At 55.8% G+C, this 13349-nt stretch carries 14 protein-coding genes; 8 read left to right on the forward strand and 6 right to left on the reverse strand.

Going from position 1 to position 13349, the window contains the following annotated elements:
• Positions 1 to 352 precede the first annotated feature (352 nt).
• The 4 genes from OOZ53_RS07225 (at position 353) to OOZ53_RS07240 (ending at position 2855) form a co-directional block, all read left to right on the forward strand.
• Positions 353 to 709 (forward strand): hypothetical protein, encoded by a 357-nt coding sequence (locus OOZ53_RS07225; protein WP_271088707.1) that lies wholly within the window; start codon positions 353 to 355, stop codon positions 707 to 709.
• Positions 710 to 979: 270 nt separating this feature from the next.
• Entirely contained in the window at positions 980 to 1261 is a 282-nt protein-coding gene (locus OOZ53_RS07230) for a hypothetical protein (RefSeq protein WP_271088708.1), read from the forward strand.
• 12 nt (positions 1262 to 1273) lie between these two features.
• Entirely contained in the window at positions 1274 to 1765 is a 492-nt protein-coding gene (locus OOZ53_RS07235) for a hypothetical protein (RefSeq protein WP_271088709.1), read from the forward strand.
• 16 nt (positions 1766 to 1781) lie between these two features.
• A complete protein-coding gene (locus tag OOZ53_RS07240; RefSeq protein WP_271088710.1) occupies positions 1782 to 2855 on the forward strand; it encodes an AI-2E family transporter in 1074 nt (357 codons plus the stop codon).
• A gap of 25 nt (positions 2856 to 2880) precedes the next feature.
• On the opposite strand, the gene OOZ53_RS07245 is transcribed toward OOZ53_RS07240, so the two are convergent.
• Positions 2881 to 3039 (reverse strand): hypothetical protein, encoded by a 159-nt coding sequence (locus tag OOZ53_RS07245; RefSeq protein WP_271088711.1) that lies wholly within the window; start codon positions 3037 to 3039, stop codon positions 2881 to 2883.
• Between the two features lie 206 nt (positions 3040 to 3245).
• On the opposite strand from OOZ53_RS07245, the gene OOZ53_RS07250 reads away from it, so the two are divergent.
• Genes OOZ53_RS07250 through OOZ53_RS07265 form a run of 4 tightly spaced genes read left to right on the forward strand, consistent with a single transcriptional unit; the run spans position 3246 to position 7444 of the window.
• Complete coding sequence (locus OOZ53_RS07250) at positions 3246 to 3725, forward strand: MaoC family dehydratase (RefSeq protein WP_271088712.1); 480 nt, start codon at positions 3246 to 3248, stop codon at positions 3723 to 3725.
• Between the two features lie 24 nt (positions 3726 to 3749).
• Positions 3750 to 5381: a PHA/PHB synthase family protein gene (locus OOZ53_RS07255; RefSeq protein ID WP_271088713.1), complete on the forward strand. Its 1632-nt coding sequence runs from the start codon at positions 3750 to 3752 to the stop codon at positions 5379 to 5381.
• Positions 5382 to 6212: an alpha/beta fold hydrolase gene (locus OOZ53_RS07260; RefSeq protein ID WP_271088714.1), complete on the forward strand. Its 831-nt coding sequence runs from the start codon at positions 5382 to 5384 to the stop codon at positions 6210 to 6212.
• A gap of 41 nt (positions 6213 to 6253) precedes the next feature.
• Positions 6254 to 7444: a DUF445 domain-containing protein gene (locus tag OOZ53_RS07265; RefSeq protein WP_271088763.1), complete on the forward strand. Its 1191-nt coding sequence runs from the start codon at positions 6254 to 6256 to the stop codon at positions 7442 to 7444.
• A 52-nt stretch (positions 7445 to 7496) separates the two neighbouring features.
• Here the strand turns inward: OOZ53_RS07265 and OOZ53_RS07270 are convergent, their stop codons facing one another.
• The 5 genes from OOZ53_RS07270 to OOZ53_RS07290 form a co-directional block, all read right to left on the reverse strand.
• A complete protein-coding gene (locus OOZ53_RS07270) occupies positions 7497 to 7991 on the reverse strand; it encodes a phasin family protein (protein ID WP_271088716.1) in 495 nt (164 codons plus the stop codon).
• 232 nt (positions 7992 to 8223) lie between these two features.
• Positions 8224 to 9483 (reverse strand): TRAP transporter large permease, encoded by a 1260-nt coding sequence (locus OOZ53_RS07275; RefSeq protein WP_271088717.1) that lies wholly within the window; start codon positions 9481 to 9483, stop codon positions 8224 to 8226.
• Between the two features lie 3 nt (positions 9484 to 9486).
• A complete protein-coding gene (locus OOZ53_RS07280; RefSeq protein WP_271088718.1) occupies positions 9487 to 9960 on the reverse strand; it encodes a TRAP transporter small permease in 474 nt (157 codons plus the stop codon).
• Positions 9961 to 9965: 5 nt separating this feature from the next.
• Positions 9966 to 10967 (reverse strand): TRAP transporter substrate-binding protein, encoded by a 1002-nt coding sequence (locus OOZ53_RS07285; RefSeq protein WP_271088719.1) that lies wholly within the window; start codon positions 10965 to 10967, stop codon positions 9966 to 9968.
• Between the two features lie 384 nt (positions 10968 to 11351).
• Entirely contained in the window at positions 11352 to 13274 is a 1923-nt protein-coding gene (locus tag OOZ53_RS07290) for an acyl-CoA synthetase (protein WP_271088720.1), read from the reverse strand.
• Positions 13275 to 13349: the final 75 nt, after the last annotated feature.

A 13349-nucleotide genomic window follows, 5' to 3' on the forward strand; every position in this document is an offset into this window, starting at 1 on the left:
CATTGAATCACAACTTGTAAACAGAACTGTCGATTGCCAACCGATCAATCGCGAAAACGACTTGCAACAACTGCGGTCGTACCTGGGGAAGACATGATTGGTTTGTCACAAGGCAATGCCATCGGTTCAAATTGCCGATGTCAACTCTGCTGTCCTGCCCAGCCAGTCAGCACACATCGGCCAGTTACTGAAAAGGCGCAAGAAAGCTTCGCTTGATTGAGCCTGACGCATGTCGCACTCGGGATGTCTGCAATTTTCCTGCCGGTGGACCGGTCTATTGCCAATGGTGTTTTGCGAGGCCTATTCTGGCGGCCAATAGCCCAATCAGACCATCGCCGGCGGAGGACAAGAGATGAAGTTACTTTGGATCATCGCCATCCTGGGATTGGCTGCATCGTCCCAGGCGGCACCTGCCGCGCAAACGATCCCCGATCGCTGTGCCTACGCCTACGCGGCGGCAAGCTATCGCGTCGCTTTCATGATCCACAAACAGATTACCAGATTTGGAGATGCCGATGCACTTGAGCGGGCTTATCACGCTGTGCAACTTTCGCGTGATCTAAACTGTCCGGTGGAACCAATGCTCAACGCCATCGACTGCACGGTCTCCCTGCTCATCGATGGTGGTGGAAGCGAGGTGACCGAACCAGAGGCAGTCGAATGTGTGTCTCGACAATTGGGGCGAGAATTTCCGAAATTAGGCGACTAGATGCGATAGCCGCCCCTAGGTGGCAGGCGGCGAACATTAATCCTGCGCCTGACGTAACTTTCTCGCCATCGTTAGACTACCGGCTATCTTTTTGGGGTCCTGTCGCCCCTGTTCTTCAATCAAGTAAAGACAAGCTTTGTGCGACGTCAGGTCGAAAGTATCGCCAATGATCGCTTGGCGCCATTCAGGATTAACCAATAGTTGACATAGGCCGCTGGAATTGTTGGCTTTGCTGTAGGTTCGATAGCCACAATGACACATGAGACAAAAATGACCACCGACCTGAAGTCTGAAATCGAAGCGATGCGACAGGAAATAGCAGCGCTGAAGGACGCCAGAACCGCAGACGAAATTGATCGTAAGAAGAAACCCGGCCGAAAAGTCGACAAGGAAAAAAAGCTAGCCGGAGAGGAAACGACTCTTCCTGCCGACGTGGAACAAGCACTAAAAGATATTTTGGCACAGGGCGAGAAGGAAGTGACCGAGCGACCTCTTCTGGCTGTTGGATTGGCGTTCGCCCTAGGTGTTATGCTTGGCCGTTCGGCTCGATGATGGATGCAGCGCATGAGTAACATGAAAAGAAATCTGCTACTGCTTTGGCGTTCGGAACGCATACTGGCTGAAGCAAGATTCAAACAGACCACCCGAAAGATGACGCTCGGGGTATTGGCCGCAATCTCATGCTTGTTTGCCTGGGGTATGTTCAATTGGGCCGGATTTTTTGCGCTTGGGCCTCATGTCGGCAACGCATGGGCGGCGCTTATTGTAGGACTCGCGGATATCCTTATCGCAACGCTGCTGATCCTGGTTTCGCAAGTCCTGAAACCAGCGCCTGAAGAGGAGATGGTCCGGGAAGTGCGCGATATGGCGCTTGGTGAAATCGGCGCCGAAGCCGAGGAGGTGCAGACAAAGCTTCTGCAGCTGCGGGATGATGTCGAAGATGTCCGCGCCAATGTCGCCGATTTTGTCAAACGACCCCTGGATGTATTGTCGCCCTCCCTTATCGGCCCGACGCTGGTAGCCGTTTCAAAGTTGGTGAAGTCACGTTCGAAGTAGGCGGGCAAATAACCCTATGACTGGAACGTCAGATACGTCAGCGCGACTCCAACAAGCTGGTTTTGTCGCAATCATTGGCAGCATTGTCCTGGCATTGCTTTATTTTGGTCGAGACTTCATCGTCCCCATTGTGATTGCAGGGCTGCTTACCAGCCTATTCTCATACGGCATTCGGCAACTCACACGGGTTGGCACTCCCTCATGGCTCGCTACGATGCTTGTTCTGAGCGCCGGAACACTTGCACTTACTATCGTCGGCATGGTGTTCATCAATCAAAGTGAAGCGTTTCAGCAAGCTTGGCCGAGCTATTCAGAGCGCCTATCTGGACTTGCAACCGAGCTTAGGAACAAGACGAGTGATGAATTTGCCGACTACGTCCAACAATCGCTATCTCAAATTGAACTGGCTCCAATAATTGCGGGCTTTGCCAATTCCGCTGGCGGTTATCTCGGCGGCCTCGTGCAGGTTCTGCTCTATTTGGCCTTCATGCTGGTGGAGCGCGGCAGGTTCGCCGCCAAACTCGCAGCATTGGTTTCTAATGGGGACAAAAGCCGCAAGGTAACCGAATTGTTTGCTTCGGTGAACCAGAGCATTCGTCGGTACCTGTTCATCAAATCAGTCGTCAGTGCACTCACCGCCGGTCTTTGTTATTTGGTGCTGAAGCTGTATGGCGTTCATTTCTCCGAGCTCTCCGGACTGCTCATTTTTATATTGAATTTCATTCCTTACGTCGGCTCATTCATTGCCACTGTGATGCCGGCCTTATTGGCTCTGCTTCAATTCGAAACGGTGTGGCCCTTCGTCCAGATAACTCTCCTGCTTGTTGGCGTACAGTTTCTGGTCGGCAACATTATCGAGCCGACATTTACCGGGCGTACGCTTAATCTGAGCCCGCTGGCAGTAATTCTCTCGCTAACGTTTTGGAGCACCCTGTGGGGTGTAGAGGGTGCTTTTTTGAGCGTCCCCTTAACGGTTTCCTTGGCTATCGTATGTAGTCATGTACCCTCATTGCACGCAGTTGCAGTCGTTCTTTCAGAAGACGGGCACCCTGAGAGGTCGCAAAGATCAGACCAGGATCAAAAAGGCTGACCTGAGAGAGCCTCCGCTTGAAGGCTCACGATACCGCGATGAGGTTGAACCCTGGCGGAAGGGCCAGCAACACGATTTTCAGGTTGATGATCACAATAACTCCCAGATGAACCGGGTTTGCACCGACATGTGCCAATTTTCCGGCCACTGGCAGGTCTCGCCCCTGCAAAGCATTACCGGACATTGGATTCACACTGAAAGCTGCTTCAAGCCTGTTTGACGGCGGCAGTTCTCATCCTGGTTTGTCCGCTCAAGTCAACAATTCGTCCGATCGCACCCTTGGCAGATGCGGGTCTGCTGAGCGATTCCAATTGTCAAGATGAATGGTGGACGGCATGCCAGGACCTGCACCTGGCAATCGCCGCGGGGATACCGGAAGGAGTTTTGACGATGAACGCGCAAGAGAAATATCCGGACAGCTACACACTGGAGAATATCGAAGAGCACATCGGGCGAACTTTTGGTCCGGGAAGCCCGATCCCGGTCGGGCAGGATCGCATCAACGAATTTGCCGAGGTCACGGAAGATCGGCAGTGGATCCACACCGATGTCGCGCGTGCCAATGAGCGCAGCCCCTTCGGAGGAACGATCGCGCATGGTTATCTGACGTTGTCCTTGCTGGCGGCTGAGCAGATGAAGCTGGGACTGATCCCGAAAGGGTGCAGTGGCGCTATGAACTACGGTTTGGACAAGGTCAGATTTCTTGCTCCGGTTCCCAGCGGGGCGGACCTGCGGGTCTCTGCGGTATTGACGGGGATAGAGCGAAAAGAAGGCGGACGCGTTCTCATCCGGTCCAAGGTTACCGCACAAGCGGTGGGTGCCAGCGGACCCGCGCTTATTGCCGACACCCTTGCTCTGGCTTTCCGCTAGTTCATCCAGACACGAGTATGCACCATGACCAGGAAACGCGAAGAAAATGATCGCATCGTCGGATCCGTTGCCAGTTTCTACGCCGCGATGGCCCGGCAGCCGATGGACTTCGTTCGCCACGGTGTCAATTTCGGCAACCAGATGTTCGGCATTCTCGGAGGTGCGGATACCGCTGATAAACACGCTGCCGACAAGCGATTCTCGGATCCCGTCTGGTCCAGCAACCATGCGTATCGTGCACTGAAGAACAGTTATTTGTCGTGGTGCAAGAGCACGCAGGCATGGATCAACGACCTCGATATGGATGTGCGTGACAAGGAGCGGATCAGACTGCTTGCTGGAACAATCCTTGATGGATGGTCGCCGACGAACATGCTTGTCGGCAACCCGAGCGCGATGAAGAAAACACTTGAGACCGGGGGTGAAAACATACTGTCCGGGTTGCGCAATCTTGTTTCCGATCTTGCCAACAACGGCGCCATGCCATCGTCGGTCGACAGGTCGCAATTCCAGGTCGGTGAAAACCTTGGCATCAGCAAAGGCGATGTTGTCGACCGCGACGAGTTGCGCGAGTTGATCCAGTACAAAGCCCAAACGGACAAGGTCCACGGCACACCGATCCTTATCGTTCCGCCACAGATCAACAAATTCTATATTTGGGACCTCTCGCCCGGTCGCAGCCTTGTCGAGTTTCTGATTCAGCAGGGATTTTCCGTGTTCATAGTTTCGTGGCGCAATCCTGGTCCAAAAGACGCGGAATACGGACTGGATGACTACGTGCAGTCCCTCGATCGTGCGTCCGAGGTCGTTTCAAAGATAAGCAGGGCGAAGAAAATTCACATCGCAGGCGCCTGTTCAGGAGGGATCAGCCTGTCCCTGTTGCTGAGCTACTGGGCGGCAAAAGGCATCGACCGTGCCGCCAGTGCGACCTTTCTCGTAACCATTCTGGACACCGACGGTGCGTCCGATACGTCGATGGGATTGTTTGCAAATCTTGAAATCCTCACGCTTGCCAAGTCCATCTCACGCAGCAAAGGCATCGTACGAGGCCGCGATCTGGCCCGAGTCTTTGCACTGCTGAGACCCAACGATCTGATCTGGGCCTACTGGGTCAACAACTACCTGATGGGGGAAACGCCACCGGCATTCGACATCCTGTACTGGAACGATGACACGACCAACATGACCGCGTCGCTGCATGGAGACTACATTGCGCTTCTGGAGGAAAACGGGATCAAAACCCGTCGCGCTTCCGTCCTGAATGAACAGGTCGATCTGTCGCGGGTGACCTGCGATAGCTTTGTTCTCGGAGGCTCGACGGATCACATCACGCCTTGGAAAGGCTGCTACCGAACCGTCGAGATGCTGGGCGGCAAATCAGAATTTGTCCTTAGCTCCAGCGGTCATATTCAGGCGATCGTAAATCCGCCATCCAATCAGAAAGCAAAGTTTCGCACGATGGATGAATTGCCGAAAAGTACCGAGGCCTTTCTGGAGAACAGCTCAGAGATCGAAGGGACCTGGTGGCTACATTGGGCCGAGTGGCTGAAGCAAAGGTCCCAAAAGGAAAAGGCTGCGCCCGGATCCTCCGGGAACGCCGAATTCATGCCTTTGTGCGCAGCACCTGGCAAATATGTGCTCGAAGGAGAGAGCTGAATGCAGGGCGGCTCCGAAGCGGCAAGCACACAATTTGTTGTCGGCACGATCAAGATTTGGGGGCGACCGGTCAGATATGCAAGACACGATCCGCCGCACGCGGAAACAACACTTCTTTTGTTCAACGGCATCGGCGCCAATCTGGAAAGCGCTGAGCGCTTTATCACAAGTTTTCAGAACGTTCGCGTAATTACCTTTGATGTCCCGGGAGTCGGCGGGACTCCAACGCCAACGCTACCCTACCGGATGTCGCACATTGCTGACATGGCCGCAGCCCTTTTGGACCGGCTTGACATTCACAAGGTGCACGTGTTTGGCGTCTCATGGGGTGGCGGAGCAGCGCAACAGTTTGCATGGATGTATCAGGAACGTTGCCTGTCGCTGACACTGGCGGCAACCACGTCCGGCGCCATCATGATACCCGGATCGCCGAAAGCCTTGATAAGAATGGTGACGCCGAGACGGTATTCTGATCCAAACTTCATGTTCAAGAACGCAGCGCATCTTTATGGCGGCACCGTTGCCGTTCAACAGGAACTCATGCGCGAGTTTGTCGAGGCGCTCGATCATGGAACACCGGTCGGATACATTTACCAGTTGATCGCCATGGTCGGCTGGACGAGTTGGCACTACTTGTCCCGCCTGGATCTCCCCGCTCTTGTGCTGATGGGCGAGGAAGATCCAATCGTTCCGGTGTCAAATGGCCGGGTACTGACCAGCCGCCTGAAGCGGGCCACCCTGGAAACAATGCCATGCGGTCATCTATTCATAATAACAATGCCGGCGGAAACGGCCCGACGCGTTGAACGTTTCGTCCTTGAGGGGCTTTGAAAGCCTTTAAAATGGCCAGCGTCCGCTTTGATATGCCGATGATGCATCGTGTCGCAACCGGCGCACTTGTCGGGCTCATCGCGATCTACTTGGGCACCTTCCTGATTGAGCATCATCATTGGTTGATCGGCCTTGTTCGCGCCGCGGCCGGAGCAGGTGTCGTTGGCGCATTGGCGGATTGGTTCGCGGTGGTTGCGCTGTTTCGCCATCCGCTTGGCATGCCAATCCCGCATACGGCGCTTTTGCCCCGCAATCAGAACAGGGTTGCTGACAATGTCGGGCGCTTCATAAAGGAGAATTTTCTGCGCCCGGAACTCGTGGCAGAAAAGATCCGCGGCGGCGGCTTCTCGTCGCAACTGGCAAGCTGGGTGGTTGACGGAGCGCAGTCTGGTTTTATCCGGCAGACCTTGCAGACCATTGCACGCGTTTTGAGGGCTGATACGCCTGAGCCGCTTCACCGGCTTCTCGCCGATCTTATCCGCAAGGCATCTCAGGAAAAGGCTGGGCATGCCGGACTTGCGCAGGAGATTTCGCGGTTTCTGGAATATGGTCTGCGCGGCGACGCCTTGTCGGAAATCGTCGTCTATATGCGGGACACCGTTCACAGGAACCGTCGCGAAGTGGACCGGCTTGTCAGGGCAAACAGCCGTTGGTGGATTGCGTCCCGTGTGGACCGGAATGTTTCGGACATGATCGTCAATAGCGTGCTTTCCGTACTGGACGATCTAGCCCAACCTGACGGCGCTCTGCGCGCCGATTTCGAACATCTGGCAGGTTCAACGATCAGGGATCTGACGAAATCCCGGCGGCTCCAATCGCTGATTGAACAGGCGAGCGCGGGGTATGTGAACTCCAAAAGTTTTGAAAACAGGTTGCGCCATTTCGTGGACGCTGCAAAGAACCAGTTAGCCGACTATGCGGAAAGCGATGCAGTGGTCGCCGAGGTTCAAATTGCTGTCGGCAAGATGGCGGAGAACGTACTGAACAATCCTGAAATGCAGCGGTCACTGGATGACAAGGCCGCTGAAACGATCGCCGGCATAATTCCTGTTATCCGGCCGGCGGTGGCCGCGTTCGTCACACAGACGATTTCGGAATGGGATCCGGATGTCCTGGTTGAGCGCTTCGAGGCTGAAGCTGGCCGCGACCTTCAGTTTATCCGGATCAATGGCGCTATTCTGGGTGCGATGATCGGGGGCGCGCTCTTTGCAATTGAGCGCGCCCTCGCATGATCGTTTGGACCAATCCGGAATAGCAGTACCGGTACACATCCCGGCCTTGTTGCTATGCCGACTTTTCTCTGGCTTTGGCAACGGTCTCGTCGACATATCCGAACAGCGGCGCCAGGGCCTCCTTGCTTTGCTGCTCGGCGACGTCGCTCAGGTCCTTGATCTGGCTGCCAATCAGTTCGATCTGATCGTTGAGGAACGCAGTGTGTTGAACGGCGACATCGGCGACGCTCGGGGCCTTGAGGATGTTACGGCCATGTTCGACAGTATTGTCGAGATTGGCGCGCAGGCAGTTGGCAAAGGCGCGTTCGAAGCGGATAAATCCCTTAAACGTCAGTTGAGCGGTTTCTCCGGCTATCGAGCCGAAGCGGCCCGCATTTGAACCATACCGGCTCAGATTCCTGGCGGCGTTCTGATAGGTCGACGATACGGTCTCAACAACGGTCAGTTTGTTATTTTGGGCGGGTGCCTTTCCGGGCGATGCGGATTTTGCGGTTGCCATTTTGACTCTCCATGGGGTTTGAAAATTGCTGTTTGCTTTGAGGCTCAACCATACCCCAATTCGCGTTGCATTGCAACATAAATGCTGCATTGCAGCATAAATTTTGTTATATTTATCAGCTATTTACAAGAAAATTGCCTATCCGGGATGACTGATTGGAAGCCGGTATCCGGGCCGCTCTTTCGTTTGTGCGCGACCCTTCCAACATGTTTGAAGCCTGGACTACGAGCAGGACAATCGCCGGAGCGTTGCTCGCGTGAGCGATGACGGTTTGCGCGGCTCAGTCCAGCAAAAATTGCGTTAGCTCAGGGATGAAGGTGACCATCAACAGCATCGCAATCATGAGCACAATGAAGGGAATGACCGAGAGACTGACCTCGGCAAACCGTTTCTTGAATGCACCGGAGGCGACGAGAAGGTTCAATCCGATTGGTGGTGTCAGCAGTCCGATTTCCAGATTGATGATCATTATAATCCCAAGCTGAATCGGGCTCACACCGAAATGTGTGGCCGCAGCCAGCATGACGGGCCCCAAAAGCAGAACTGCGGAAATAACGTCGATCAGGCATCCGATCAGCAGCAGTGCGACATTCAGGGCCAGGAGGAATGTCCACTTGTTGTCGAAGGTGGCCTGAATCCAATCGGCAAAGTCGCCGGGCACGCCTTCGATGGCAAGGACCGATTTCAGCGAGAGCGCAACAGCGACAATCGGAAACAACGTTCCCAGCATCACTGCGGTTGAAACGGCTTCGTCGAAGAAATCCTTCGCCGACAATTCCCGATAGACCAGCAGTTCGACCAGAATGGCATATCCGACCGCAACCGCAGCTGCCTCGGTGGGCGAAAAATACCCCGAATAAATACCCCCGAGCAGGATGACCGGGGTCATGAGCGCAAAGATTCCCTTGCGGATGGCGGTCAGCAGACGCACCAGAGAAAACACACCCCGTTCATTCCCGAGGTTCGTGACCATGCTGTAGGCCGCCAGAATTGCCGTCAGCAGCAGACCGGGAATGATACCCGCCAGGAAAAGGTCGGCGACGCTGGTTTCGGTGACGATCCCGTAGATGATAAGCGGGATGGATGGCGGGATGAGTATACCAAGCGTGCCTGCCGAGGTCACGGCGCCGATCGAGAACTTTTCGCTGTATCCGGACTCCTTGAGAGCCGGATACATGACCACGCCCACCGCCAGCAAAGTTGCTGCCGAAGACCCGGAGACTGCCGCAAACAGCGCGCAGGACAGGACCGTCGCCATGCCGAGGCCGCCCGGCATCCAGTCGGTTGCTGCGCGCACCATGGCGATCAGGTCACGCGCGATCGAGCCCCGCGCCATCAGTTTGCCGGCGATTATGTACATCGGAATGGCCAGCAGAACGTGGTTGTCCATGGACGACCAGAGATCCTCCAGTACATAGAGGACGGTGCCGCCACTCCAGACCACCTGAATATAGGCTGTCACGACCAGAAGTATCAGGACCACGTTTTGACGCAGTACCAGCATCAGAAGAACGGTACCAAGCAGCAGGGTCGCTTCCATGGCCTATGTCCTTCCCAGTTGCTCTTTTGCGGCCGGGTTCAAGGCAAAGACGAAATGTTTGATTGCCGAGGAAGCCATCGCGTAAGGAACAACGATCTGAACTGGCCACAGCGTGAGATTGATCACCGGCACACGGTCCGAGAAATTCCGTGACTCAACGACAAACTCCACTGCGAAATAGGCGAAGCCCGCAAACAGGATTGCAGAGATCAGGTCGCCCAACCTGTCCACCCAGGAAAAAGCAAGGATCCCGTCGGCGAATTCCGGCCGAAAGTGGGCCTGGCGCCCTGTCGCAAGTGTCAGCCCGATCATGCCTGCCAATATGCTGAGCAAAATCGCGCTTTGCTGTGCGCCCCATAGCGACCGCGACAGGAATTCTCTTGAAAACACGTCTGCTAACAGCAGAAGAGTTGTAGCGGCATAGGCTAATGCCGCCACAATCGCCTCCGTTTGCATAAGTAAACGAAGAATCTTCATGGCCTTCAGCTTCCGCAGTCAGCCTTGGCTGTCTCGATCTTTTCAAGAAGCGACACGGCCTTTGGACCAAGTTGTTCGACCAGTTCCTCGCGCAAGCCCTCGGAAGAGGCCTTCCATGCGGCGATCTGTTCGTCGTTCAGTCGCACCACCGGCAGCCCGGCGCCCTCTACCTTTTTCAGAAGCGCTTCCTGCGTGCCAAGGATCGTGGCTGACATGGCCGGGCCGGTCTCTTCGAAGACCTTCAGCCACTCCTTTTCCTGATCCGACAGTTTTTTGTAACTGCGTTCGGAAATCGCCACCGTGCCAATCGGACGCGCATGGTCGCTGACGGTGATGTGCGGCGCGACCTTGTGAGTTCCGATAGCAATGCCGAAAAGCCCCGGCAGGAAGGCAGATTCGACGTTGCCGGTCTGCAGCGCCGGGATCGTATCCGACGTTCCCATCGGCACGCCGACCGCGCCGAGACGCCTTGCGAAAGCTTCGTCCGAAGTGGTCGCGGCTACGCGCAGTTTTTTTCCTGACAGCGCATCGGGCGTCAGAGCAGGCGCCTCCTTTGAGAAGGTCACGTAGTGTCCGATTTCCATCCACGTCAGCGGTACCAGGCCGGCTTCCAACAGGTTGGGACCAAGAATATCCGACATGTGGTTGTAGGCGACGCAAGTGCCTTGTTCGACAGTGTCGAACAAATAGGGCGTTGAGAAAACGTCGACCTCCTGACCGATCAGAGACAATGGTATGTTGGACACCATGACGATGTCGACACGGCCTTTCATACCCTGTCGCAGGATCGTCTGTTCGTCTCCCAACTGCGCGTCACCGATTACTTCGATCTTGAGCTCGCCACCGGACTTCTCCGCGATCTGATCCGCGACGCTCTGTGCCCACTGCCCCCAGGGCGAGTTCATCGGCGCAACGGTTGCGGCGCGCAAGGTTGTTTCCGCCGATGCCGGCGAACTCAACAGGCCAATAGCTGTCGCGCAGATTGCCGCGATACATTTGATTTTCATTGGTTCCTCCTGAACTGACTGCATTTTTTGCGTCCGATTGGGGCTTTCTCTCTCCGGTGAGCCGACACTGCGGGCCTTTCCTGCAGACCCGTTCGCAGGATCAGTCGGCCTGACGACCTGCGACATTGTTCGCGTGTTTCACCGATACCTCCCGACCTCCGCAGTAAACAGCTTTGCGGCATTGTCGGTGCTTTCGCTATGGTGCCAGCGGACACATAGTTGACACATTCGGCCAGCGTGAGATCGGGCGCTATTTCGGCCGTCGGCTAGCGTTTTTCAGGCGACCGGTGCCGTATACCCAGCCGGGTAGCTGAGACGAAAAACCGCTCCGCAAAAATTCCGCGGAACGGTTCCATCACAGCGGTTTGCCGCAAAATCGAGGACTTAGTTCAGGTCCACGTTGAAGGCAAAATTACCAAGGGCCCGATTGAGGCCCTCGCGGCCGGATTTGACACAGACCTTTGCAACGATGCCGCGGCTGGCATCCTGCACCACCTCAAGTGTTTCGATCTCAGCTGCGGCACTTTGGGCCTCTACGCGGATTGCACGCTCGATTTCCATCATATTCAAGGTGACTTTGTGGATCTTGCCCACGGCAGTAAGCGGAAGGGCATCGAGGCAGATGAAGTCCTTCGGCACCGCCGCTCTTTCTGGAACGTGAATCTGCGCAAATTCAGCCAGGTCGTCTTTATCGACATCCATGCCGGACGCTTTTTGGTAGTACATCACCGGCACTTCGCCAACCTTGGCGTCCGGACGGGCGACCACCGCAGCCATAGCCACCGCGTCATGCTTGTGCATGGCCTCCTCGACAATTTTCGGATCAATATTGTGTCCGCCCCGGATGATCAGTTCTTTCTTGCGACCGGTCATCCAGAAATAGCCTTCGGCGTCCTGCCGGGCCAGGTCGCCGGTATTGAACCAGCGCTTTCCATCGTGCTCCAGCCAGATACCCCTGTTTTGCTCCTCGATCAGATAGCCATCGAAGACATTGGGACCGGTGATGAAGATCACGCCCGCCTCGTCGACTTCGGCCCAGCGTTCGAATTCGTCCCTGTCGTTCAAGATGCCGATACGCATGTCCTGATACGGAAAGCGCAGGCCGATCGAGCCGATCCGTGGCGCGTCTGTCTCGGCCGGATTCATCGACGACGCCAACACGCCTTCGGTCATGCCGTAGGCTTCGACAATCGACACGCCGGTTTCGGAAACAAAGCTGTTGAAGAGTTCCACAGGCATTGGCGCGGCACCGCACGCGGCAAACCGCATCGAGCTCAGATCCCTTCCCTTGTGCGGCACCTGCAACAAAGCCCCGTAGATCGTCGGAACCCCCGAGAATGAAGTGATTCCATAATGTTCGACCATCTCCCAGAAACCAGCGATGACCCCTTCCCCGCGATAGCCTGAGGGCGTGGCAAGCACAACATGGCCGCCATGCATCCAGGGCAGCAGACCGGTGACCAGCATGGCATTCGTGTGGAACAACGGGAGTCCGCAAAGCGCGGTTGTACCGGGTCCCACATTATCCTGTCCGACAAAGAGGCTGGGACACCAGGAATTGTAAACCTCGCCAAAATGTGTCCGGCTCACGATCTTGGGCAGGCCCGTGGTTCCGCCCGTACACAGCATGGTCGAAATGTCGTCGGGACCGGGCAGTGCGAAGTTTATGTCCTTGGCGTTTTCGGCGGCGATCTCGTCGAGCAGCCGGGTGATCGTGATGTCCCGGCCCTCGATCCGCGCGGCGACCGGCGGCAGGTCTGGACCGTTCGGCCAGACACCGTCACCCATGACGTAGGACGCGAAATTGCAAAGCAGAATGCGTTCGAGCCCAGGAACCTTCGCCGCTGCCTGACTTGCCTTTTCCCAAATGTCGGACCCTGGGCTCTGCTCAAGTGTAATCAGGATTTTTACGCCGGCCGCATTCAACAAGTCCGCCATCTGGCCGGCCTCAATCAACGGATTGATGGCAAGAATTCCACCTGCTGCGCTGCCACCCCAGATCGAAAAATGGGTTTCGGGCATGTTGGGCAAGATATAGGCCGCGACTTCGTTGCGCTGCAGACCCAGGCGTCTTAGCGCGTTGGCTGTCTGGGTGATGCGCCCCATAAGCTGAGCATGCGTCAACGTATAGGGTGCGCGCATTGCTGAAGCACTGAGAAAAAAACTGAGCGCCGGCGCATCCGGATTGATCGCCGCGCCCTGCCTGAGCGCTTCATATGTCGTCTCAGGCAACTGCCGCTCGGACAATGGTATTTGCTCGAACGCCTGAATATCGTCGATGCAGCGAAGAACTGTTTGCTGACTCATACTAATTCCTTCCGGTCATTGACGTGCCTCGCTGACATGACGGCCTCGGCCGGCAACAACGATCGCATCGTCACA

The organism is Allohoeflea poritis, assembly GCF_027889715.1.
GTDB lineage: Bacteria > Pseudomonadota > Alphaproteobacteria > Rhizobiales > Rhizobiaceae > Hoeflea_A > Hoeflea_A poritis.

Bases quoted from the DNA above. Each gene is read 5' to 3' on its own strand.
- OOZ53_RS07225 (WP_271088707.1), top strand. From the start codon at position 353: ATGAAGTTACTTTGGATCATCGCCATCCTGGGATTGGCTGCATCGTCC.
- OOZ53_RS07230 (WP_271088708.1), top strand. From the start codon at position 980: ATGACCACCGACCTGAAGTCTGAAATCGAAGCGATGCGACAGGAAATA.
- OOZ53_RS07235 (WP_271088709.1), top strand. From the start codon at position 1,274: ATGAGTAACATGAAAAGAAATCTGCTACTGCTTTGGCGTTCGGAACGC.
- OOZ53_RS07240 (WP_271088710.1), top strand. From the start codon at position 1,782: ATGACTGGAACGTCAGATACGTCAGCGCGACTCCAACAAGCTGGTTTT.
- OOZ53_RS07245 (WP_271088711.1), bottom strand. From the start codon at position 3,039: ATGTCCGGTAATGCTTTGCAGGGGCGAGACCTGCCAGTGGCCGGAAAA.
- OOZ53_RS07250 (WP_271088712.1), top strand. From the start codon at position 3,246: ATGAACGCGCAAGAGAAATATCCGGACAGCTACACACTGGAGAATATC.
- OOZ53_RS07255 (WP_271088713.1), top strand. From the start codon at position 3,750: ATGACCAGGAAACGCGAAGAAAATGATCGCATCGTCGGATCCGTTGCC.
- OOZ53_RS07260 (WP_271088714.1), top strand. From the start codon at position 5,382: ATGCAGGGCGGCTCCGAAGCGGCAAGCACACAATTTGTTGTCGGCACG.
- OOZ53_RS07265 (WP_271088763.1), top strand. From the start codon at position 6,254: ATGCATCGTGTCGCAACCGGCGCACTTGTCGGGCTCATCGCGATCTAC.
- OOZ53_RS07275 (WP_271088717.1), bottom strand. From the start codon at position 9,483: ATGGAAGCGACCCTGCTGCTTGGTACCGTTCTTCTGATGCTGGTACTG.
- OOZ53_RS07280 (WP_271088718.1), bottom strand. From the start codon at position 9,960: ATGAAGATTCTTCGTTTACTTATGCAAACGGAGGCGATTGTGGCGGCA.
- OOZ53_RS07285 (WP_271088719.1), bottom strand. From the start codon at position 10,967: ATGAAAATCAAATGTATCGCGGCAATCTGCGCGACAGCTATTGGCCTG.
- OOZ53_RS07290 (WP_271088720.1), bottom strand. From the start codon at position 13,274: ATGAGTCAGCAAACAGTTCTTCGCTGCATCGACGATATTCAGGCGTTC.